The sequence below is a fragment of the Rhizobium mayense genome (genome assembly GCF_030272705.1).
Lineage (GTDB): Bacteria > Pseudomonadota > Alphaproteobacteria > Rhizobiales > Rhizobiaceae > Rhizobium > Rhizobium mayense.
Genome location: NZ_JARFYM010000018.1, coordinates 104,309 through 127,330, shown reverse-complemented (window position 1 = coordinate 127,330; position 23,022 = coordinate 104,309). Strand labels below are relative to the sequence as shown.

At 60.2% G+C, this 23,022-nt stretch carries 22 protein-coding genes; 20 read left to right on the top strand and 2 right to left on the bottom strand.

Features of this window, described 5'->3' with window-relative positions:
* From PY649_RS21045 to PY649_RS21035, 4 genes are all read left to right on the top strand, one after another.
* On the top strand, positions 1–724 hold a 724-nt coding region (locus tag PY649_RS21045), incomplete at its 5' end, for a LysR family transcriptional regulator substrate-binding protein (protein WP_285870603.1).
* Complete coding sequence (locus tag PY649_RS35070) at positions 706–876, top strand: hypothetical protein (RefSeq protein ID WP_349644439.1); 171 nt, start codon at positions 706–708, stop codon at positions 874–876. The genes PY649_RS21045 and PY649_RS35070, both read left to right, overlap by 19 nt.
* A complete protein-coding gene (locus PY649_RS21040; RefSeq protein WP_349644438.1) occupies positions 857–1,120 on the top strand; it encodes an ACT domain-containing protein in 264 nt (87 codons plus the stop codon). The genes PY649_RS35070 and PY649_RS21040 overlap by 20 nt, the downstream gene beginning before the upstream one ends.
* Positions 1,121–1,797: 677 nt before the next feature.
* Positions 1,798–2,553 (top strand): IclR family transcriptional regulator, encoded by a 756-nt coding sequence (locus PY649_RS21035; protein WP_285870602.1) that lies wholly within the window; start codon positions 1,798–1,800, stop codon positions 2,551–2,553.
* 4 nt (positions 2,554–2,557) lie between these two features.
* Here PY649_RS21035 and PY649_RS21030 read toward each other — a convergent pair whose 3' ends face one another.
* A complete protein-coding gene (locus PY649_RS21030; RefSeq protein ID WP_285870601.1) occupies positions 2,558–3,445 on the bottom strand; it encodes a helix-turn-helix domain-containing protein in 888 nt (295 codons plus the stop codon).
* 112 nt (positions 3,446–3,557) lie between these two features.
* Here PY649_RS21030 and pobA point away from each other — a divergent pair, with 112 nt between their 5' ends.
* Complete coding sequence (pobA, locus tag PY649_RS21025) at positions 3,558–4,730, top strand: 4-hydroxybenzoate 3-monooxygenase (protein WP_285870599.1); 1,173 nt, start codon at positions 3,558–3,560, stop codon at positions 4,728–4,730.
* Between the two features lie 6 nt (positions 4,731–4,736).
* On the opposite strand, the gene pcaQ is transcribed toward pobA, so the two are convergent.
* On the bottom strand, positions 4,737–5,663 hold the full coding sequence (gene pcaQ, locus PY649_RS21020; protein ID WP_285870598.1) for a pca operon transcription factor PcaQ: 927 nt from the start codon (positions 5,661–5,663) through the stop codon (positions 4,737–4,739).
* Positions 5,664–5,756: 93 nt separating this feature from the next.
* Here pcaQ and pcaD point away from each other — a divergent pair, with 93 nt between their 5' ends.
* From pcaD to PY649_RS20945, 15 genes are all read left to right on the top strand, one after another.
* A complete protein-coding gene (pcaD, locus tag PY649_RS21015; protein WP_285870597.1) occupies positions 5,757–6,566 on the top strand; it encodes a 3-oxoadipate enol-lactonase in 810 nt (269 codons plus the stop codon).
* Positions 6,563–6,967: a 4-carboxymuconolactone decarboxylase gene (pcaC, locus tag PY649_RS21010; protein ID WP_285870596.1), complete on the top strand. Its 405-nt coding sequence runs from the start codon at positions 6,563–6,565 to the stop codon at positions 6,965–6,967. Before pcaD ends, pcaC begins: the two co-directional genes overlap by 4 nt.
* Positions 6,968–6,979: 12 nt before the next feature.
* Positions 6,980–7,729: a protocatechuate 3,4-dioxygenase subunit beta gene (pcaH, locus tag PY649_RS21005; RefSeq protein WP_285870595.1), complete on the top strand. Its 750-nt coding sequence runs from the start codon at positions 6,980–6,982 to the stop codon at positions 7,727–7,729.
* Positions 7,730–7,731: 2 nt separating this feature from the next.
* A complete protein-coding gene (pcaG, locus tag PY649_RS21000) occupies positions 7,732–8,343 on the top strand; it encodes a protocatechuate 3,4-dioxygenase subunit alpha (RefSeq protein ID WP_285870605.1) in 612 nt (203 codons plus the stop codon).
* A 3-nt stretch (positions 8,344–8,346) separates the two neighbouring features.
* Positions 8,347–9,396: a 3-carboxy-cis,cis-muconate cycloisomerase gene (locus PY649_RS20995; RefSeq protein ID WP_285870594.1), complete on the top strand. Its 1,050-nt coding sequence runs from the start codon at positions 8,347–8,349 to the stop codon at positions 9,394–9,396.
* Positions 9,397–9,547: 151 nt separating this feature from the next.
* On the top strand, positions 9,548–10,720 hold the full coding sequence (locus PY649_RS20990; protein WP_285870593.1) for an ABC transporter substrate-binding protein: 1,173 nt from the start codon (positions 9,548–9,550) through the stop codon (positions 10,718–10,720).
* Positions 10,721–10,827: 107 nt separating this feature from the next.
* Positions 10,828–11,691, top strand: coding sequence for a branched-chain amino acid ABC transporter permease (locus PY649_RS20985; RefSeq protein ID WP_285870592.1), 864 nt, complete (start codon positions 10,828–10,830; stop codon positions 11,689–11,691).
* Between the two features lies 1 nt (position 11,692).
* Positions 11,693–12,697 (top strand): branched-chain amino acid ABC transporter permease, encoded by a 1,005-nt coding sequence (locus PY649_RS20980; RefSeq protein ID WP_285870591.1) that lies wholly within the window; start codon positions 11,693–11,695, stop codon positions 12,695–12,697.
* Positions 12,694–13,458, top strand: a complete 765-nt coding sequence (locus PY649_RS20975) for an ABC transporter ATP-binding protein (RefSeq protein WP_285870590.1) — start codon at positions 12,694–12,696, stop codon at positions 13,456–13,458. The genes PY649_RS20980 and PY649_RS20975 overlap by 4 nt, the downstream gene beginning before the upstream one ends.
* Entirely contained in the window at positions 13,439–14,155 is a 717-nt protein-coding gene (locus PY649_RS20970) for an ABC transporter ATP-binding protein (RefSeq protein WP_285870589.1), read from the top strand. The genes PY649_RS20975 and PY649_RS20970 overlap by 20 nt, the downstream gene beginning before the upstream one ends.
* 154 nt (positions 14,156–14,309) lie before the next feature.
* Positions 14,310–17,936, top strand: a complete 3,627-nt coding sequence (locus tag PY649_RS20965) for a hydantoinase B/oxoprolinase family protein (protein ID WP_285870588.1) — start codon at positions 14,310–14,312, stop codon at positions 17,934–17,936.
* A gap of 128 nt (positions 17,937–18,064) precedes the next feature.
* A complete protein-coding gene (locus PY649_RS20960; protein ID WP_432761386.1) occupies positions 18,065–18,616 on the top strand; it encodes a winged helix DNA-binding protein in 552 nt (183 codons plus the stop codon).
* Positions 18,613–20,451, top strand: coding sequence for an ABC transporter ATP-binding protein (locus PY649_RS20955; RefSeq protein ID WP_285870586.1), 1,839 nt, complete (start codon positions 18,613–18,615; stop codon positions 20,449–20,451). The genes PY649_RS20960 and PY649_RS20955 overlap by 4 nt, the downstream gene beginning before the upstream one ends.
* 56 nt (positions 20,452–20,507) lie before the next feature.
* Positions 20,508–22,034, top strand: a complete 1,527-nt coding sequence (locus PY649_RS20950) for an ABC transporter substrate-binding protein (RefSeq protein WP_285870585.1) — start codon at positions 20,508–20,510, stop codon at positions 22,032–22,034.
* Positions 22,035–22,097: 63 nt separating this feature from the next.
* Entirely contained in the window at positions 22,098–23,021 is a 924-nt protein-coding gene (locus PY649_RS20945) for an ABC transporter permease (RefSeq protein ID WP_285870583.1), read from the top strand.
* Position 23,022 lies beyond the last annotated feature (1 nt).

Below are 23,022 nucleotides of genomic sequence, written 5' to 3'. Positions count from 1 at the left end.
TCGACGCCGCGCGCGCGAGTTTCAAAAAAAGGAAGTCGCGCCATTAACGATCGGTCTCGCCCCATCGATTTCCGCTTCGCTCGTCGTCGAGCCGATCGCAGAGATTCGCAAATTCGTCCCCGGCCTGCATGTCGAGCTGCGGGAAGAGCCGCCGAGTCGCCTCGTCGAGCTTCTGTTGGAGGGCGAGGTCAATGTTGCCCTGGTTGGCGATCTCGACGATAGACCAGAACGAATCGACGTTTGGGCGCTGTTCGAAGAGCGCTATGTCGCCGTTCTCGCGCCATCGCATGAACTGGCAGACCGTCCGGTGATCGGAATGGAAGCGCTTCGCCAGGCCAATATTCTCGATCGCTCCTACTGCGACGTGGCGCCGAAATTTCTCCGTTTGTGCTTTCCCGACGCGCCGCCGCATCACAATCACCACAGTTGCCGCGATCTGCATCTGCAGCATTTGGCGGCCGCGGGGTTTGGAATAGTGCTGGCTCCCGAGCATATGCCGCGGCTACCCACCCTGAAGGCGCTTCCGATCGATGGCGATCCGGTATGGCGGGAGGTCCGGCTTCTTGCGGTGCAGGGCCGGCGCTACTCACCGGCGCTTGACGCCTTCATCAAAGTTGTGCGCTTGCACGACTGGTCTCTTCATGCGGGATCGCCTCTCCAAAGGGCGCACGGTTTATATCGCCGACGCGACGAGAGGATACCGGCGTGGCTACAGTCGAGCTGAGGAAACTATTTGGGGAATACACGATCGCCAAACTCCCTGTGCTTGCGCCGATCCCCTCTTGGTGTGACGGCGCAGGCTTTGTCAACATCAGCCGTGGCGACGACGAGTTGTCTGTGATCTACTTGAGGGAGCGTGCCCGCAACCGTGAATAAGGAGGGCGAATGGATCTGCTTCAAGGTGGTCGGCCCGGTCGTGTTCGAGGAGACGAGCATTGTCCTCTCGGTCGCGGAGCCGGAGTCAGAGAGTGACGTCGGCATTCTCGCGGTCTCCAGTTTCAATGGGAACTACGTCTTAGTCCGGAGCCGAGACGCCGCGGCCGCAGTTAACTTACTCGCCGGCGCTGGGCACCGCGTCGAATATTCGAAACGACCGTCCCAATCCAATCGCGCTCGGTGAGCCCTGTAAAGGCGCCACGCCAACCGATCACCGATTTGATGCTAGCGTAACCGGAACCAGAGACGACACGTATGACGAGACACCTTCCTAACTAAAAACTCAGTGGATCAAGCGTGGCCGAAAACACTCATCGAGAATGGCGATGACGTAGCCGTGATGAAGCGAACCGATCGACGGCCGCGGCGAAGAGCGGAAAGGCCATCCCCAACGTGGAAGCATTTCGGTTTCACGCGATCGGCATGGTTCCACTCTACGACGGGATATTCGTTGTAATCGTAGATGCCCGGCACTGGGGTCGCAGGGAAAATTTTGTGGTTCATCGACTATCGGCAGCCTGGTCAAGATTGAAAAAGTAAGCCGCTCCGCAGGAGCCAACGGGCAGTCGTCTGGTGACGGCTCTATTGGCGAAAAAGCGAGGGCAAATTGCTTATTGGCGTCTCGGTCTGTTTCGGTCGCCAATCGGAACTGATCCAGAAACTAGCCACTGATTTGAGGACGATGGCGCTCGACTGGAGCGGCAGGGCCGATCGCGAGTGCCGGCGCCGAATTGCCGAATTTTTTGTGCAGAAATTCATTGACAAATCAATTGGAACAGGACGGACAAACCTTTTAACGCCAGACGTAAAAAAGTGGCTAAAAAGGGGCTCTCAGAGACATAACAAAAGAGCAGGATCAAAATGCGTGAAACCGATTTCGTAAGCGGCTTTGCCAAAGGATTGAAAACAATTGAAGCTTTCGGCGAAACACGTCAAAAGCTGTCAATCGCCGAGGCTTCCAAATTGACGGGGCTCGACCGCGCCACGGTTCGGCGCTCGCTGCTGACACTCGCTGAACTTGGCTATGCGGACTATGACGGAAAGTTCTTCACGCTGACACCGAAAATCCTTCGGCTTGGCCATGCCTATCTTTCCGCAACGGCGCTTCCGACGATCATCCAGCCTTATCTCGACCAGCTCTCTGAGCGCGCCGGCCAGAGCGCCTCGGCCTCGGTGCTGGACGACACCGAAGTTGTTTACATCGCCCGTGCGTCACAACGCCGGGTGATGTCGATCAATCTCACTCCGGGTAGCCGCCTGCCCGCTTATTGCGCCTCCATGGGGCGGGTCCTGCTGAGTGCCTTGCCGGAAAGCGAGGCGCGCGCGGTGCTCGCCCGCACAGAGCTCAAGGCCAATACGCCGCACACCAAGACGGATCGGGAAGAGTTGATGGCCGAGTTTCGCCGAGTGCGGGCGCAGGGATATGCGGTGATCGATCAGGAGCTGGAAATCGGCCTCTGCTCCATTGCCGTGCCCGTGACCAACGATCGCGGGCTGACGGTAGCGGCCATCAATATCGGCGCGCCGGCGGCCTATGTTACCGCAGCGGACATGGCGGAGCGCTATCTGCCCCTGCTGCGCGAAACGCAGTCGATGTTGCGGCAGCTACTGCGTTAGAGTTTTACATCCCAAGCTTCGCGCGTTCGGCGATGCGCCAGGCACGCGGCGTTTCACCCGTTTGCTTCAGGAAGAAGCGGGAGAAATAGGTAGGATCGGTAAAGCCGAGGCGAAAGCTGATCTCCTGCACGCTGCCAAAGGTGAAAACCAATTCGCGCTTGGCCTCATCGACCAGCTTGCGGGCGATCAGTTCATGCGCGCCATGGCCGATCTTGTCGCGCACGACGCGGTTCAAATGTGTTGGCGAGACGCCGAGCGCTTCGGCATAAAAAGCGACGGGTTTGTGCGAGCGCAAATGCCGATGGATGAGGCCGTACAGTGTCTCCATCCGCCGCTCGCTTTCATCGGACACACCTTGCCCTTCGCCTCCCTGTTGGGAGAGGCGAGCCGTCAGCAGCAGTGCCGAGGTGAGGTAGGCCTCGAGCAGATCGTTGCGACCGCTCTGGCGATTGCCGAACTCGCCGCCGAGCCGCTTCAAGGTTCCGGCAACGTAGGCTGCGTCCTGGTTGCTCATATCCAGTCGCGTCAGATGGGGCGCGGCCAGCCACTCGCCGAGCCGGCTGCGGTCGCCGGGTGCTGCCTTGAGATGCGAGATCAATACGGTGATGACAAAGCCGTCGATGTCCCTGGAAAAACGGAAACCGTGATTAAAGTGCGGCGGGATGGTGATTACCGCTGGAGGCATGATGGCGTGGCTCTCGCCGTCAAACACCGCATCGCCGGAGCCGGCATCTATGTACAGGATCTGAAAGAAGCTCTCATGGCGATGTGGCCGGATCTCCCAATGGTGCAGGCTGCTGCGCGACGGAATTGTTTCGCAATGCAGCCAGAAATCCGGTTTTCGACCGGTATTCTCCCCGTAGAGTTCGTAGGTGGGTACCGATGTCGACACGGCTCTCTCCCTCCGCCATGTTCGATTTGTGCAATTACTTGGGCGAAATGTCCATTGTTGGCGCCCTCTCCGCCGCGCAGAATTGGGAAAAAGTGACGCGCGGGAGGACATCATGCGCACTCAGGTCGCCATCATCGGTTCAGGTCCGTCCGGCTTGCTCTTGGGACAATTGCTGACGGAAGCCGGCATCGACAACGTCATTCTCGATCGTGTTGGCAAAGACCATATCCTCGGTCGCGTCCGTGCCGGCGTTCTGGAAGAAGGCACGGTGGGGCTGATGGAAAAGGCGAAATCCGGTGCACGCCTGCATGCCGAGGGTCTGCCGCATGACGGCTTTTCACTTGCCTTCGACGGCCGCGATCATCGCATCGATCTCTATGGCCTCACCGGCGGCAAGCGCGTCACGGTCTACGGCCAAACGGAGCTTACGCGCGATCTGATGGCGTATCGGGAACAGAGCAGCGCCACAACGATTTTCGATGCGGCCAATGTACAACCCCATGACTTCGAGGGAATCGCGCCTTACGTCACTTATGAGAAAGATGGTGTAACACACCGCGTTGATTGCGATTTTATCGCTGGATGCGATGGTTTTCATGGCGCAAGCCGCAAGTCTGTTCCGGAAAAATCGATCCGCAGCTTCGAGAAAATCTATCCGTTCGGCTGGCTTGGGTTGCTTGCCGACGTTCCTCCGGTCAATCACGAACTTGTCTACGCCAACCACCCACGCGGTTTTGCGCTCTGTTCGATGCGGTCGATGACGCGCAGCCGCTATTACATCCAATGTCCGCTGGATGAGAAAATCGAGAATTGGAGCGACGATCGCTTTTGGGACGAACTACGTCACCGCCTGCCGGAGCATCATGCCGAAGCCTTGATCACCGGCGCTTCCTTCGAAAAATCGATCGCGCCGCTGCGCTCCTTCGTCGCTGAGCCCATGCGTTTTGGCCGTCTGTTCCTGGTCGGCGACGCCGCGCATATCGTTCCGCCGACGGGGGCCAAGGGGCTGAACCTTGCGGCAAGCGATGTGCATTATCTCTTTTCCGGTCTTGCCGAACATTACCAGGATCGGTCCAACGCCGGCCTTGAGGCCTATTCCACCCACGCGCTCGCCCGCGTCTGGAAAGCCGTGCGCTTTTCCTGGTGGATGACGACGATGATGCACCGTTTCCCCGACACGAGCGATTTCGACCAGAAGATTCAGGAGGCGGAGCTGGATTATCTCACCCATTCCCGCGCCGCCTCGACGGCTCTGGCCGAGAACTACGTCGGCCTGCCTTATTAAGGCGACTTAGCTCTTTTTTGCCACTTCATTCGCCGCCTCACGAATCGTCTGCATCAGGATCGACAGCGGCATGGTGGGAATGGCATCTGTGCGCATGGTGAGACCCACAGGGCCTCTGGTCTCGCTGGTGTCGATCGGCAGCAGGCTGAGCAAGCCGTCGTCAACGTCAGTGGCGACGACGCCGGTCGAGATGATCCAGATGGCATCGCTTGATCGCACGAAGGCGCGACCAAAGGAATCCGATACGGTCTCGATCTGGTTCGGCAGGCTGGCGACGCCGTTGGCGATCAGGAAGCTCTCGACGAAAGGCCGGATGATCGAGCCGCGCGTCGGCATCAGGACCGTGTATTTGCCGAGATTGGAAAACAGCGATTGCTTCGCCGCAAGCAGCGGATGCCCTGCCCGCACAACGAAGACCACCTGTTCCGAATAAAGATGCTCGAAGGAAAAGCCGGCCATCTTGTCCGGAGCGGCCAGACGGCCGACGACAAGATCAAGATCGCCGACACGGAGTTGCTCCAGCAACACCGCATTTTCACCGGTGACGATCTTGATGCGGCTCCAGGTCTCCTCCTTCAGGAACAGCTCCATCGCCCGCGGCATGATCCGCGTCGAGACGGTCGGCAAAGCGCCGATCCGAATCGGCGGCGCTTGGCCGGAACGCTCCTGCGAAACGGAATCGAAGCCATGTCTGAGCGCTGTCAGCGCCGCTCCGGCATGGCGCAGGAAGACTTCGCCATAGCGGGTGATCTTGATGCCTCGCCCGTCGCGTTCGAAAACATCGACACCCAGGGCCTCCTCCAGTTCGCGTATGGTCTTGGTCACCGCGGGTTGGCTGACATGCAGGAGCTCGGCCGCCTTGATCACGCTTTTCTGACGGGCAACCTCGACAAAGGTCTGGAGATGGCGGAATTTGACGCGGGAGTCGATCATGGTTTTCATAACTTATTGGTTATTGAAAGGCCAATAAATATCATTTTACCTAACCAGATTAAACCTACAATCTCATCACCGAGGAGATTTCCGATGCAGTTCGCCCGTATCAACGACGTCACGATTCACTACCAGATCATCGGTGCGACCGGCGACAAGCCGGTGCTTGTCTTTGTCAATTCGCTCGGCACCGATTTCCGTATCTGGCGTGACGTGATCGTGCGGCTCGCGGGCGATTTTGCCATCGTGCTCTATGACAAGCGTGGTCACGGCCTCTCCGATCTCGGTCAGATGCCCTATACGATGGAGGATCACGCCACCGATCTTGCCGGGCTGCTCGATCTGCTAGCGGTAAAAGATGCCGTCATCTGCGGCCTCTCGGTCGGTGGTCTGATTGCGCAGTCGCTCTATCAGCGGCGACCGGATTTGGTGCGGGCGCTGATCCTTTCCGATACGGCCCATAAGATCGGTACTGCGGCAAGTTGGGACAGCCGCATCGCCAAGGTCGAAGCCGTGGGCATCGAGGCAATTGCCGACGGCGTGCTCGAGCTTTGGTTCACGCCCGCTTTTCGCCGTCCTGAGAACACTGCTTTTGGCGGCTACCGCAACATGCTGATCCGCCAGCCGGTGGAAGGCTACGTCGCCACTTGCGCCGCTCTTCGTGATGCCGATTTCACCGAGGCGGCAAAGAAGATTGCGGTGCCGACCATCTGCATCGTCGGCGATCACGACGGCTCGACGCCGCCGGAACTGGTGCTGTCGATGGCGAAGCTCATTCCCAATGCGCGTTACGAAGTCATTAAGGGCGCGGGGCACATCCCCTGCGTCGAGCAACCCGAGGCACTGACGGCTGTCATCCGCGCTTTCATCGATTTCGCCTTGCATGGAGAAAAAGGCCCATGAATGATCCCCTCGCCCCGTCCGAGCGCTACCTTCAGGGCATGGCGACGCGACGCGCCGTTCTCGGCGACAGTCATGTCGACCGCACCCAGTCGGGATTGACGGATTTCGACCGACCGTTCCAGGAACTGATTACCGAGGCGGCCTGGGGTCACGTCTGGTCGCGTCCGACGCTCAGCAAGCGCGAGCGCTCGATCGTGACGATCGCGCTTCTGGCAGCGCTTGGTCAGGATGACGAGGTGGCGATGCATGTCCGCGCCACCAGCAATACCGGCGCGACCCGCGAGGATGTCTGCGACGCGCTGTTGCATGTGGCGATCTATGCCGGCGTGCCAGCCGCCAATCACGCGATCAAGATCGCCAAACAGGTTTTCGAACAGATGGACGCCGAAGAGACGGCTTGAAGCGAGGCACACATGTCTGACAAAACCAACAGCAGGCCGGAAACCGGCGCCTTTTTCGCCCGCGATCGCGCCTGGCACGCACCGGCCTTCACGCCCGGTTACAAGACCTCGGTGTTGCGTTCGCCGCAGCGGGCGCTTCTATCGCTCGACGGAACGATTTCCGAAATTACCGGACCGGTGTTCGGACATTCGATCCTGGGCGAGCTGGACAACGACCTGATCCATAACTTCGCCAAGCCGGGAGAAAGCGCGATCGGCGAACGCATTATCGTGCACGGCCGCGTGCTCGATGAGCGGGGCCGGCCGGTTCCCGGTGTACTTCTTGAATTTTGGCAAGCCAATGCCGGCGGGCGCTATCGTCACAAGAAAGAAACCTATCTCGCCGCCATCGACCCGAATTTCGGCGGTTGCGGCCGCGCCATCACGGACGAGGACGGCCACTACGCTTTCCGTACCGTCCGCCCGGGCGCCTATCCCTGGCCGAACGGAGTCAACGACTGGCGGCCGGCGCATATTCATTTCTCGGTCTTCGGTCATGGTTTTGCGCAGCGACTGATTACGCAGATGTATTTCGAGGGCGATCCGATGATCTGGAAATGTCCGATCGTCGGCACGATCCCGGACAAAAGCGCGATCGAACAGCTCATCGCGCCACTTGATTGGGGCAATACCATCCCGATGGATGCGCGCGCTTACAAATTCGACATTGTGCTGCGCGGCCGCCGCTCGACATTGTTCGAAAACCGTTTGGAGGGCAACTGATGGTGCAGGAACTCGGCTACCTCAAGGAAACGCCGTCGCAAACGGCCGGTCCCTACGTTCATATCGGTCTGACGCCGAATTTTTGTGGCATCGGCGGCGTCTATAGCACCGATCTCGGCACATCCATGATCAACGACAAAACGATCGGTGAGCGCATCACGGTCCGGGGCCGGATTTTCGACGGCGCCGATACGTTGGTGAAGGATGCTGTCGTCGAGATCTGGCAGGCCGACAGCGCTGGGTTTTACAACAGCCCTTCGGAACTGCGCGGAACAGCCGATCCCAACTTCACCGGCTGGGGCCGATGCCCGACCAGCGCCGAGGACGGCGTGTTCCGCTTCGAGACGGTGAAGCCGGGTCGCGTCCCCTATAAGGACGGGCGCTGGATGGCACCGCATATCACGCTCTGGATTGTTGCCCGCGGCATCAATATCGGGCTGCAGACGCGCATGTATTTTCCGGACGAGGCCGAGGCCAATGCGGAGGACCCATTGCTCGCCCGCATCGAACATCGTGACCGCGTCGCCACCCTGATCGCCAGCCAGGAAGGCTCGGTCTATACGTTCGACGTGCATTTGCAGGGCGACAAGGAAACGGTTTTTCTCGATATATAGGTCATGAGCATTTCCGCCTTCGATCATCCGTTTCTCTCCGGCCTCCTCGGCGACGAGGAGGTTTCCACTTATTTCTCGGTGCATGCCGATATCCGTGCCATGCTTGCTTTCGAGGCGGCCTTGGCGAAAGCCGAGGCGCGGCATAGCCTTATTCCCCAGGCGGCGGCGCAGCGAATTGTTGAGGTTTGTGCGGTTTTCCAACCCGACATTGCCAGCCTGAAGTCTGCAACAGCGATGGACGGCGTCGTGGTCCCGGATCTCGTGAAGCAATTGCGCAAAGCGGTTGGCGGCGCGGCTGCACATCACGTGCATTTCGGCGCCACCAGCCAGGATGTCATCGATACTAGCTTGATGATTCGCCTCAAGGCGGTCGCCTTCCTGATCGGCAGCCGTCTTTTCGGCGTAACGGCGGCGCTTGGAAAACTTGACAAGCAATATGGTGCAAACCGCCTGATGGGCCACACCCGCATGCAGCCTGCCATTCCAGTCACCGTGTCCGACCGACTGCGGAGCTGGCGCGATCCGCTGGAGAAATATCGTGATCGGCTGACGCAGGAGACCTTTCCCGTTCAGTTCGGCGGCGCGGCCGGCACATTGGAAAAACTAGGGGCCAAAGCGGCGGCCGTTCGCGCATCGTTGGCACAGGAGCTGGATCTCACCGATGAGCCGCAATGGCAGAATCAACGCGGCAAGATCGCCGACTTGGCCGGTCTGTTCTCCCTGATTTCAGGCAGCCTGGGCAAGATCGGCCAGGATATAGCTCTTCTCGCGCAGGCCGGCGAGGAAATCGAACTCGCCGGGGGTGGCGGCTCCTCAGCCATGCCGCACAAGCAGAACCCCGTCGCTGCCGAGGCACTGGTGTCGCTTGCCCGCTTCAATGCTGTTCAGCTTTCCGGCATCCATCAATCCTTGGTGCACGAGCAGGAACGCTCGGGTGCCGCCTGGACGCTCGAGTGGCTGCTATTGCCGCCTATGGTGATGGCGACGGCTGCGTCGCTGCGATTGGCGCAAGACCTGATCGGCAACGTGAAACGGCTGGGGGCCGCTTCTTAGGTTGAAATCCTGGTGCAAAGCATAACCCGATAATTATGAATACGAGCTTTTATTTCATTTTACATTACCATTTCACATGCCAGATTGGCAGTCGCGGAAGTCTATCAAAGCAAGCTGGCCCGGAAGCAGGCTGGCTGTGGGAGGAGAAAATATGAGACGGTTCGTTTTGGCCGCAATCGCGGCCATCGCCATGGGTAGCGCGGCCTATGCCGACACGATCAAAGTCGGCGTCATTGGTCCGTTTTCCGGCCCATTCGCCCTGCAGGGCAAGAATTTCAAGGCCGGTATCGATGCCTATATGGCGATGCATGGCAACAAGGTCGGAGACAACGAGATCGAGGTGATCTACCGCGACGTGCCGCAGGCCGACCCGGCGCGATCGAAATCCTCGGCACAGGAACTGGTCGTCAAGGATCATGTGCAGTATCTCGCCGGCTTCTATTTCACGCCGGACGCCATGGCCGTGACGCCGATCCTCAAGCAGGCCAATGTGCCGATGGTGATCATGAACGCCGCCACATCGGCAATTGTCACCAAGAGTCCTCTGGTGGTGCGCACCTCGTTCACGACCTGGCAGACTTCGACGCCGATCGCCAAGGTCGCGCACGACAGCGGCGTCAACAAAATCATCTCGGTCGTCAGCGATTACGGCCCCGGCATCGACGCCGAGAATGCTTTCAAGGCGGGCTTCGAGAAGGCTGGCGGGCAGGTCGTCGAGGCCATCCGCATGCCGTTGTCGACCAATGATTTCAGCCCGATCATGCAGCGCATCAAGGATTCCGGCGCGCAGGGGGTCTTTGCTTTCCTGCCTTCCGGTCCGACCACTCTCGGTTTCGTCAAGGCCTACAATGAAAACGGCCTGAAGACCGCCGGCATCAAGCTGTTTTCGCCCGGCGACCTGACGCAGGAATCCGACCTGCCGGCGCTCGGCGACGCGGCGCTCGGCATGCAAACGACCTTCCATTATTCGATCTCGCACGACTCTCCGGAAAACAAGGCCTTCGTCGCCGCTGCCGACAAGGCAATTGGCAACCCGGCCGAGCTCACCTTCCCGGCCGTTGGCGCCTTCGACGGCATGCATGTCATCTACAAGATGATCGAGGCGACCGGCGGCAAGCAGGATGCGCAGAAAGCCGTCGATGCAGTGAAGGGCCTCTCCTGGGTCAGCCCGCGCGGCCCGGTCACCATCGATCCGGACAGCCGGCATATCACGCAGAACATCTATCTGCGCGAAGTCGCCAAGGCCGCCGACGGCACATACATCAACAAGGAAATCCAGACCTTCGAAAAACAGGGCGATCCCGGTCTCGCCGCTGCGAAGTAAGGTCGGCCTTCGCCCATCCTCCCACATTCTTATAGAGCGGGCGGCTTGCGTCCGCTCTGGCGGAGGAGGATTAAGGTAGGACCGGAAGAGGTAATCGGACCAGCATCATGCAAACCGTGCTTAGCATAGCAGTGGATGCCCTCGCCTACGGCATGGTGCTGTTCGTGATTTCCATCGGCCTGTCCATCACCATGGGGCTGATGCGCGTCGTCAACCTGGCGCATGGCGCCTTCGCCATGATCGGCGGCTATATCGCCTCCTATGCAGCCCATAATCTTGGCATGGGCTATGCGGCTGCGGTGCTGCTCGCCGTCGTGGGCACGGTGATCATCTCCATCCCGATCGAGCGGCTGCTTTACCGCCGCATCTATGGGGCGCCGGAATTGACGCAGGTGCTGATGACGATCGGCATTACCTTCTGCATCATCGGTATCGCCAATTACGTCTTCGGTCCGACCTTGAAGACCATTCCCCTTCCGATCGAGCTGCAGGGTTCTGTCAATCTCGGCTTCCGGACCATCGGCACGCATCGTCTTTTCGCGATCGTCTGCGGGCTCATCGCCGCCTTGGCGCTGTGGTACACGATCGAGAAGACCTCGTTCGGCGTGAAACTCCGCGCTTCGGTGGACAATGCCTCGATGGCGGCAGCCCTCGGTGTGCGCACGGAGATCGTTTATGCCGTCAGTTTCGCCGTCGCCGTAGGGCTTGCCGCTTTCGGCGGCGTTGTCGGTGCCGAACTCCTGCCGGTCGAACCCTATTATGCGTTGCGTTATATGGTCACCTTCCTTGTCGTCGTGTCGGTCGGCGGCGCGGGCTCCATTTCCGGAGCGCTGCTTGCCTGCCTCGTCCTTGGCTGCATCGATACGACAGGCCGCTATCTGATGCCGGAATATGGCGAATTCTTCTTCTATCTTGCCGTGATCGCGATCGTCTGCATCTTCCCGCGCGGCCTTGCAGGAAGGGCCAAGTGATATGGCGATAACCATGGACAGTGCGGCCATCGCTGCCGCCAGCAAACGCCGGGCACTCGGTCGCGACGCGGCTGCCATAGCCGTTATCCTCGTGTTGGCAGCGGTCGGCTATCTGCTGTTTCCTGACAATCTCGCGCTGCTGACACGGTTGATCGCCATCGCTCTGCTGGTCTTGTCGCTCGATCTAGTGACCGGCTATTGCGGCGTCGCGACGCTCGGTCATGCGGCCCTCTTCGGGGCTGGCGCCTATGCCGCGGGTATCGTATCGGCGCATTATGGCATCAACGATCCCCTGGTCATGACGGTGGCCGGCATCCTTGGCGGAGCGATCGCCGGGTTGATCTGCGGCATTGTCATCCTCAGAGCACAGGGCCTGCCGCAGCTCGTGCTGTCGATCTCGCTGATCTACCTTTTCCACGAATTCGCGAACAAAGCCTCGGATTGGACCGGCGGCAGCGACGGACTTTCCGGCATCTCCGCCGACCCGTTGCTCGGCCTGTTCGAATTCGATCTTTATGGGCATACGGCTTATATCTATGCCGTAGCGCTTCTACTGATCATATTGATCCTGCTTCGTTTTCTTGTGCGCTCGCCCTTCGGCATGCTCTGCCGCGGTATCAAGGAAGATTCCTTGCGCATCCGTGCCATGGGCGCTTCACCGAAGGCAGCGCTGATCAAGATGTATGTCATCTCCGGAGCCGTCGCCGGCGTCGGCGGTGCGCTGAACGCAATCTCGACCCAGGTGGTCGGCCTCGACAGCCTCTCCTTCACACAGTCGGCCGAGGCGCTGGTCATGCTCGTGCTCGGGGGCACGGGCTCATTGTTCGGAGCACTCGCCGGCACCGTGATCTTCATGTTGTTCGAAGACTATGTCTCGGCCGCCAATCCCTTCCATTGGCTGACTATTGTCGGTGCGCTGCTGATCCTTGTCGTCTTGTTCGCGCCGAAGGGCATCTACGGCACGGCCGCAGCCTATCTGGCTCGCAGCGGGGAGGCCCGTTCATGAGCGCGATCTTCGAAGTTGATCATCTGAGGAAGGCTTTCGGCGGGCTGACCGTGACCAACGACGTGAGCCTGTCGATGGCGCCGGGCGATCGCGTGGCATTGATCGGGCCGAACGGCGCCGGCAAGACCACTTTCGTCAATCTCGTCACCGGCAATCTGCGACCGGATTCCGGTGCCGTCCGTCTTGGCGGCGAGACTGTGACCAAGGTCGACGCTATTGGTCGTGTCCGGCGTGGGCTGGTGCGCTCGTTCCAGGTGACGCGGCTCTTTCAGGATATGACGCCCGCCGAGCATGTCGGCCTGGCCGTGCTGCAGCGTTCCGGCCGCTCCGGTCGCATGTTCGGCAATTTCCTGGCCATGCGCGATGTCATGGTCGAGGCCGGCGAGCTGCTCGGCACACTAGGTCTCGGCGATCTCATGCACCGCAAGGTCAGGGAGATTGCGTATGGCCAGCAGCGGCTGTTGGAGATTGCCGTAGCCATGGCGTTGAAGCCGAAAGTGCTGCTGCTCGATGAGCCCGCCGCCGGCGTGCCGCAGAGCGATACCGCCCGCATCGAGCAGGCGCTGGCCGATCTGCCAGCTGATCTTGCCGTGCTGATGATCGAGCATGACATGGATCTGGTCTTCCGCTTCGCCAAGCGCGTCGTCGTATTGGCGGCCGGCACTGTCATTTTTGACGGCTCGCCCGCCGACGTCACCAAGAATGCGCGCGTGCGCGAGGCCTATCTGGGGAGCTACGCCAATGCCGGCCACGCCGCTTGAGGTGGAAAATCTGTGCGCCGGTTATGGGCCGACGCGGGTGCTGGAAGGTGTCTCCTTTTCCGTTCCCGCCGGCGCGCGGCTTGCCGTACTCGGCCGCAACGGCATGGGCAAGACGACGCTGCTTGCGACGCTCGCCGGCCAGACGCGCCGCTATGACGGTCGTATCAGCCTTGGCAGCACCGACGTGACCAGCCTGCCGAGCGCCAAGCGCGCGCATCAGGGTCTCGGCTACGTGCCCCAGACGCGCGATGTGTTCCCGACGCTGACGGTCGAGGAAAATCTCTCCGTCGGGCTGAAGGGACGACCGAAGAGCGCCTTGCAGGAAGCCTACGACATGTTCCCGCGTCTCAAGGAACGCCGCAGAAATCTCGGCAACCAGCTTTCCGGCGGCGAACAGCAGATGTTATCGACGGCACGCACCATCCTTGGCCGTCCTTCCGTGCTTCTCCTCGACGAACCGCTTGAGGGCCTAGCACCGGTGATCTGCGAAGAACTGATGGCCGCGTTCGCCAATCTCGCCAAAACCGGCGACATGACCATCCTGCTGGTCGAGCAACGTATTCAGAGCGCACTGGATTTCGCCGATCGGGTGATCATCCTCGAGCGCGGACGGCTGGCCTGGCGGGGGACGCCGAGCGCCCTCTCTCAGGACCATGACGCCGTCGAGCGCTTGCTCGGCGTCGGCGGCCTGCACTAAACGATCCGCCAACATTGTCGTAAGCCCGCTTTTGTGGCCTATCCTGTACGCCCAGTTAAGTCTGTCGTGATGGGGATTCGCCGTTGACGACAAAACGTCGACGATTTATCGATATTTTCTTAGTGATTATTTGAGCAGTTTGGTGGAGGCGGTCTTGTCAGGCAGCGCAGCGGGGCATTGGGATTTCTGGATCGATCGTGGTGGCACTTTCACCGACATCGTCGGACGCGACCCCGCAGGCGAATTGCATGCCCGCAAGGTCCTATCGGAAAATCCCGACGCCTATCGCGACGCCGCCGTCTATGGCATCCGTCTGCATCTCGGCCTGACAAGTGGCGAACCGATCCCGGCCGGCCTGATCGGCGAGGTGCGGATGGGCACCACGGTCGCCACCAACGCGCTCCTGGAGCGCAAGGGCGAACGTTTGGCGCTCGTGACGACCAAGGGGTTCCGCGATGCGCTGCGCATTGGCTATCAAGAGCGCAAGAAGATCTTCGCCACCGAAATCATCAAGCCCGAAGCGCTTTATGACGACGTGGTGGAGATCGAGGAGCGCGTGCTTGCCGACGGCACGGTAGAGCTTGCCCTGGACGAGCAGACGGCGGAAGCAGCATTGCGGGATCTGCGCGGCAAAGGCTATCGCGCTGTCGCGATCGTCTTCATGCATGCTTATAAATTTCCGGCGCATGAAGCAACCGTCGCCAAGATCGCACGACGCCTCGGTTTCGAGCAGGTCTCGGTCAGCCACGAAGTCTCGCCGCTGATCAAGCTGGTCGGCCGCGGCGACACGACGGTGGTCGATGCCTATCTCTCGCCAGTGCTCGGCCGCTACATCAACCAAGTCTCGAAAGAGCTTGATATTGCTCGCACCGGTGCGCGCGTCATGTTCATGATGTCGTCCGGTGGGCTGACCGCCGCCGACATGTTCCAGGGTAAGGACGCCATCCTCTCTGGCCCTGCAGGCGGCGTAGTCGGTCTCGCCAAGACAGGCGAGCAGGCTGGGTTCGCCAATGTCATCGGCTTCGATATGGGCGGCACGTCGACGGATGTGGCGCATTTCGACGGCGAGTATGAGCGCGCTTTCGAGACGGAGGTCGCCGGTGTCCGCGTCCGTGCGCCGATGATGCTGATCCACACGGTAGCTGCCGGCGGCGGCTCGATCCTGCATTTCGACGGCGACCGTTTCCGTGTAGGCCCGGATTCTGCCGGCGCCTTTCCCGGCCCTGCCTGCTATCGCAATGGCGGACCGCTGGCCGTGACCGATGCCAATGTCATGACCGGCAAATTGCTACCGGAATTCTTCCCGGCGATTTTCGGGCCGAACCAGGACCAGCGGCTGGATGTCGAAACCGTGCGCGGCAAGTTCGCCGAGTTGGCGATTCAGATCGGCGATGGCCGCGGCCCGGAAGAAGTGGCTGACGGCTTCATTCGCATCGCCGTTGCCAACATGGTCGAGGCGATCAAGAAGATTTCGGTGCAGCGCGGCTATGACGTGACGCGCTACGCGCTCAACTGCTTTGGCGGCGCGGGCGGACAGCATGCCTGCCTTGTCGCAGACTCGCTCGGCATGAAAAGTATTCTGCTGCATCCAATGTCGGGCCTGCTCTCGGCCTATGGCATGGGTCTTGCCGACATCAGGGCGACGCGACAGAAGGCGCTTGGCGTACCGCTCGACAATGCCGCGCCCACGGCCATTGCCGCATTGGGGCGGGAATTGCAGCGCGAATGCGTACCGGAACTGCAAACGCAGGGAGTGGCAGCGGACGATATCCGCACCGTCCAGCGCGCTCACATCCGCTATGCCGGGACGGACACGATGCTGGCCGTTGAGGTCACCTTCCCCGAGATCGACGATCCTGCGCGGTTGCGCAGCGAATTCGAACTGCTGCACAAGCGCCGCTTCGGCTTCGTCGCCGGGGATAAGCCGCTGGTGGTCGAGGCGGTCGAAATCGAGACGATCGGAGGCGCGGCGGCCGAGATCGATATCGAGCGGAAAGAAACAGGCAAAGGCGAAGCCGATGCGACCAGCCGCACTGCCTTCCATTCGCAAGGAGAAAGCCATGACGCGGCCGTCGTGCTGCGCGAGGCGATCCTGCCTGGCCAGACAGTGACCGGACCGGCGATCATCATCGAGCCGAATCAGACCATCGTCATTGAGGACGGCTGGCAGGCGAAGCTGACGGCGAAGGATCACATCATTCTGACCCGCATCAAGGCATTGCCGGAGCGCACCGCCATCGGCACCAAAGCCGATCCGGTGATGCTGGAGATCTTCAACAATCTCTTCATGTCCATCGCCGAACAGATGGGCGTGACGCTGCAGAACACCGCCTATTCCGTCAATATCAAGGAGCGGCTGGATTTTTCCTGTGCAGTCTTCGATGCCGAGGGTAATCTTGTCGCCAACGCGCCGCATATGCCGGTGCATCTCGGCTCCATGGACGCCTCGGTCGCAACTGCCATCCGCGAAAATCCGGTCATTCACCCAGGCGATGTCTTCCTGATCAACGCGCCCTATAATGGCGGCACCCACCTGCCAGACCTGACTGTCTGCACGCCCGTCTTCGACGATGCCGGCAAGAAGATTCGTTTCTGGGTCGCCAGCCGCGGCCATCACGCCGATATCGGCGGCATCTCGCCCGGCTCCATGTCGCCACTGGCCACCCATATCGAAGAGGAAGGCGTCTATATTGACAATTTCAAGCTGCTCGACCGAGGCCATTTCTGCGAAGGCGAGCTTGCGAAGCTATTGACCGGCGCCCGCTATCCGGTGCGCACTCTGGCGCAGAACGTCAACGACCTGAAGGCCCAGGTCGCCGCCAATGAGAAGGGTGTCGCCGAGCTGAAGAAGATGATCGTCCACTTCGGCGAAGCGGTTGTCGACGCTTATATGGGCCACGTCCAGGACAATGCAGCCGAAAGCGTGCGCCGCGTCCTCGATCGCCTGCCGGACGGCGAGTTCAGTTATGAGATGGATCAGGGCTGCAAGATCGTCGTCAGGATTTCGATCGACAGGGACAAGCGTGAGGCGACGGTGGATTTCACCGGCACCTCGGAGCAGCGCGCTGATAATTTCAATGCGCCGCGGCCGGTAACCCGCGCCGCCGTGCTTTACGTTTTCCGCGTGCTGGTCGAAGCCGATATCCCGATGAACGCCGGTTGCCTCAGGCCGGTCCGGATCATCATTCCGGATGGTACGATGCTGACGCCGAAATATCCGGCGGCCGTCGTCGCGGGCAATGTCGAGGTCAGCCAGGCCGTCACCAACTGCCTGTTCGGTGCGGTCGGCACACTTGCCGCCGCCCAAGGGACGATGAACAACCTCACCTTCGGCAACGACGCCTATCAATATTACGAGACGATCTGCTCCGGCGCGCCGGCCGGTCCGGGGTTCAACGGCGCAGATGCGGTGCACACGCATATGACCAATTCGCGCCTGACCGACCCGGAAATTCTCGAAACACGCTTTCCCGTGGTGCTGGAGGATTTCCATATCCGCCCGAATTCCGGCGGACGCGGCAGGTGGAGCTCCGGCAACGGTACGCAACGCACCATTCGCACCCGCGAGAAGCTGGAATTCGCCATACTCTCCGGCCATCGCCGCGTCGCTCCGTTTGGCGCCAAGGGTGGTGAACCGGGCCAGACCGGCCGCAACTATGTCCGGCGCAACGACGGTACCATCGAGGAGCTGATCGGCGCCGCCCATACCGTTTTGGACGCCGGCGAGGCCTTCACCGTCGTCACACCGACCGGCGGTGGATACGGCAAGCCGGAGGCGTAGAAGTTGCCTCCTTGGCCGGCTTGGGTGCGGTCGTGTGATCCGGAAAAAGGCCGGTCGAGTATAGTTCAATCTTAGCGATAATTTGTTGACAAATTGTCTTCGTCGGATAGTCTGCTTGACGTACTTCAATCCGAAAATGTGAGAGCTCTTTGGATAAGACGAAGGAACGGAAATCTCCCCGAGAACTGATCGTGTCGTCCGCCCATTTGGCGGGGGGCAGTTCTCCAGCCCTCTCCGAACTTGAGTATGGATTGATCCTTTTTTCACATGCATTTAACCGCTGGATGGTTCGCTGCATGGCGGCCGCCGGCGTGCCTAGTCTCTCGCCGGTCGAGATCTTGATCATTCATTCGGTGCGGCACCGTGGGCGGCCGAAGACGTTGTCCGATCTTTGCCTCGTGCTCGACATCGAAGACACCCATGTCGCCAACTACGCCGTGAAGAAATTGGAGGCTGCCGGCCTCGTCAAGACCGGCAAGACCGGTAAGGAAAAGATGATCCAGGTGACCGACAAGGGCCTGGAGGCGCTGACGCGCTATTCCGAAATCCGCGAGCGGCTGCTGGTCGAGGCCACCAAGGTTTCCGGCCTGTCTCAGGACGATCTTTCCGACATAGCCTCGCATTTGAGGGCGCTGTCGGGCTATTACGAGCAGGCAGCGAGGTCAGCGGCAACCCTATGAGCCTACCGACCGATACCCGAACTGACCCTTCTGCCCCCCTTCTTTCGGTTCGCTCGCTATCGGTAGACTTTCCCCAAAGGTTCGATGCCTTTCAGGCTGTGAAGTCGCTCAGCTTCGATGTCCACGCCGGCAAGACGCTCGCCATCGTCGGCGAATCCGGCTCAGGCAAATCGGTGACGTCGAGGGCCATCATGCGCCTCACCGACTATTCCGGCGGCCGCATCAGCGGCGGCGAGGCGATTTTCCGAAGCCGCGCCGGCCCGCTCGATCTTCTCAAGGCAAGCCCCGAACGCATCCGGCAAATCCGCGGCGGCGAGATTGCCATGATCTTCCAGGAGCCGATGACCTCGCTCGATCCGGTCTTTTCGATCGGCGACCAGATCACCGAGGCCGTGTTGCTGCATCAAAGGACATCCCGGGCCGAGGCCAATCGCATCTCGCGCGATATGCTGGAAAAAGTCCGCATCCCCGACGCCGACGCGATGATGAAGCGATATCCGCATCAACTGTCCGGCGGCATGCGCCAGCGCGTCATGATCGCCATGGCACTCTCCTGCCGGCCCCAGCTTCTGATTGCCGATGAGCCGACGACGGCACTGGACGTCACCATTCAGGCACAGATCCTCAACACCATCAGGGAATTGCAGCGCGAGCTCGGCATGGCAGTGATCTTCATCACCCACGACATGGGCGTGGTCGCCGAGATGGCAGATGACGTCATCGTCATGCGCTATGGCGAAAAGCTCGAGGATGCACCGGTGCGTGCCCTGTTTTCCCATCCTCGGCACATCTACACGCAGGCCTTGCTTGCCGCCGTACCGCGGCTCGGCAGCATGTCCGGAAAGCCCGCGCCCAATAGCGAGAAACTGGAGGCAGAGCGCTCGGGCGCCAAGCCGCCGCTTCTCCAGGTCGACGGACTGACCGCCCGGTTCCAGGCGAAGAAGAACATATTTGGGCGCACGACGCATCGGGTGCACGCCGTCGAAGGCATCTCCTTCGAGATGTCGGCTGGCGAGACGCTGGCACTGGTCGGCGAATCCGGCAGCGGCAAATCGACGACCGGCCGCATGCTGCAGCAGATCATGCAGCCGACTGGCGGCAAGATACGTTTTCGCGGACGTGACATCGCCGAAATGAACGACCGCGAGAAACACTCGCTGCTGCAGAAGATCCAATACATCTTTCAGGATCCCTATGCCGCACTCGATCCGCGTCAGCGGGTCGGTGCCAGCATTGCCGAGCCGATGGTCGTTCATAAGCTGTTGCCAACCAGGACGGCGATCGACGCACGCACCAATGATCTGCTCGACCGCGTGGGCCTACCGCGCGACTATCGGACACGATTTCCGCATGAGCTTTCCGGTGGCCAGCGCCAACGCGTCTGCATTGCCCGCGCGCTTGCGAGCGATCCCGAACTGATCATCGCCGATGAGTCGGTCTCGGCGCTCGATGTCTCGATACAGGCGCAGATCCTGGACCTGCTGCTGGAATTGCAGAAGGAGCGCGGCCTCTCCTACCTGTTCATCACTCATGACATGGCTGTGGTCGAAAAGATCAGCCACCGCGTCGCGGTGATGTATCTCGGCCAAATCGTTGAGATCGGCACGCGGCAGGAGATCTTCGAAAATCCGCAGCATCCCTATACGCGGAAATTGCTCTCGGCGATCCCGATCCCGGATCCTGATCGCGGCATCGACACCTCACTTTTGACCGGCGCCATTCCGAGCCCTGTCCGGAAAATCGGCGACGAGCCGGCGCTTGTCGAATATCGCCGCTTCTCGCCCTCCCACTTCGTTGCGGCCGAGCCGCAGAAGCTGTCCGCAGCCCTCCCATAAGGACAGACCGCCTACCCGAATTGCATTGCCACAAAAATATCAAGGGGAATAAGACAATGAAATTGACAGGATATCGCAATCTTCTTTTTGCCGCCGCTCTTTCGCTTCTGCCGATCGCAACGACGACGCCGGCCCATGCCGCCGGCACCTTGACCGTCGCGCTTGAAACAGATGACGGCAGCTGGGACCCGATCGATACGTTCACCCTCACCTGGGGTCGTATCGGCAGCAACCTCTATGATGGCCTTGTTCTGCGCGGCCCGGATTTGAAACTCTATCCCGGCCTTGCCACCAGCTGGCAATTCCTGGACGACAACAAACGCATTCGTTTCACTCTCCGCAAGGGCGTAAAATTCCACGACGGCGAAGATTTCAACGCTGCCGCGGTCAAGTTCACCTTCGACCGGCTCCTTGGTCCTGATGGCGCCAAAGGACCGCAACAGGCGAACTACACCTCGATCGGCTCGGTCAACGTCGTCGATGACTATACCGTCGATTTCATCCTGAAGACGCCGGATCCGGTGCTGATCACCAAGCTCGCCGGTTATGGCGCGATGATCGTGCCGCCGAAATATATTCAGGAAAAGGGCGACGCCTATTTCAATCTTCATCCGGTCGGCACGGGCGCCTTCAAGTTCGTCGACTATAAGCCGAAGGTCAGTCTGACACTGGAGGCCAACCCCGATTATTGGGGCGGCGCGCCGAAGCTGAGCGGCCTCGTTTACCGCTTCATTCCGGAAGCGGCAACCCAGGTGTCCGAGCTGCAATCGGGCGGCATCGACATTGCCACACTGGTACCAATCAGCCTGATCGATACGATCAAAGGCGACCCCAAGCTGGAAGTGGAAAGCATCACCGGCCCCGACGTGGTTATGCTGCGCTTCAACAGCGCCGACGGCATCACCAAGGACCCGTCCGTTCGCAAGGCCATGATCGAGGCGATCGATCGGGATGCAATCATTGAACAGATCATGCAGGGCAACGCCAAACCGATCGCCAGCCTGCAGAGCTCGTTGTCCTTCGGCTATGATCCGAACTTGAAGCCGCTGCCTTTCGACCCTGCGGCTGCCAAAGCCGCGCTCGACAAGGCCGGCGTCAAGCCCGGCACCAACGTCGAACTGTCCTTCATCGGCACGAATGCCACCTTCCGCGAAGTCGCCCAGACGGTTGCCGCCTATCTGCAAGCTGTCGGCATCAATGTCTCGCTGAAGTCCTATGAATCCAACGTCTATTACACCGATCTGGTACCGCACGGCAAAACCGGTCCGCTCTATCAATATCAGTGGGGTGGCTGGACCTTCGACTTCGACAACACGGCCTATCTGCTGTATCACAGCGGCCAGTTCTGGAATCCCTACATCAAGGATGCCAAGCTCGATCAGATGCTGGAAGCGCAACGCGCAACCTACAATGTCGATGAGCGCAAGAAGATTCTGAACCAGATCGCCGACTACGCCGCCGATCAGGCTTATGAGATCCCGCTCTATAACAGCAACACGCTCTATGCCATCAACAAGCGTGTTCACAATCTGGCGCCGACGCCGGATGTCCGCTTCCGCTTCCTCGATACCACTGTTGAATAGATCGGAACCCGGCATGACTGCCCGCTGACAGGCGAGCAGTCATCGTTTCAGCAGGGGCAAATCATGCCAGTCTATATCTTAAAACGTCTGTTTCAGGCGCTGTTCGTCGTGATCGTCGTCACGCTGCTCGTCTCCTATGCGATCCGCCTGTCCGGCGATCCTACGGCCATGCTTGTGAGTGGTGGCGGCGCCATCAGCGAAGCGGATCTGCAGCGCATCCGCGCTGGTCTGGGTCTCGATCAGCCCTTCCATATGCAATATCTGAATTTCATCGGGGGCGTCATCAGGGGCGATTTCGGCAAGAGTTTCTTCGGCGGCACGCCGGTCTGGACGTTGATTGCGCAAGCCTTGCCCGCCACCCTGCTGCTCTCTTTCCTCTCGCTGATCATTTCTTTCCTGATTTCGATCCCGCTAGGCATCCATGCTGCCGTCAAGGCCGGCTCCTGGTCGGATCAGATTATCCGCATCTTCTCACTTATCGGGCTCTCCTTCCCGAATTTCTGGCTGGCGATCATGCTGGTGCTGATTTTCTCGATCAAGTTCGAGTGGCTGCCGTCGAGCGGCTTCCTCGTCTATCAGGGTCTTGTCCTGCCCTGCCTGACGCTGGCGCTCATCCTTTCCGCCGTCAATGTCCGCATCGTGCGCACTGCGATGCTGGAAACGCTGTCGACGCAATACATCCTCGTCTCGCGAGCAAAGGGGCTGAAGGAACGCGTCGTGCTCTATAAGCATGCGCTTCGCAATTGCCTGATCCCGCTTTTGACCTTCGTCGGCCTGCAGTTCGGCGACTTGCTCGGGGGCGTCGTCATTGTCGAACGCGTGTTCAACTGGCCGGGCATGGGCAGCCTCGCCTTCGACGCGATTTCGGCGCGCGACTATCCGGTGCTGCAGGGGACGATCACCGTGCTGGCGCTGATGATCGTGCTCACCAACCTTGCGATCGATCTCGCCTACGGCATCATCGATCCCCGCATCGGAAGGAAGTGAT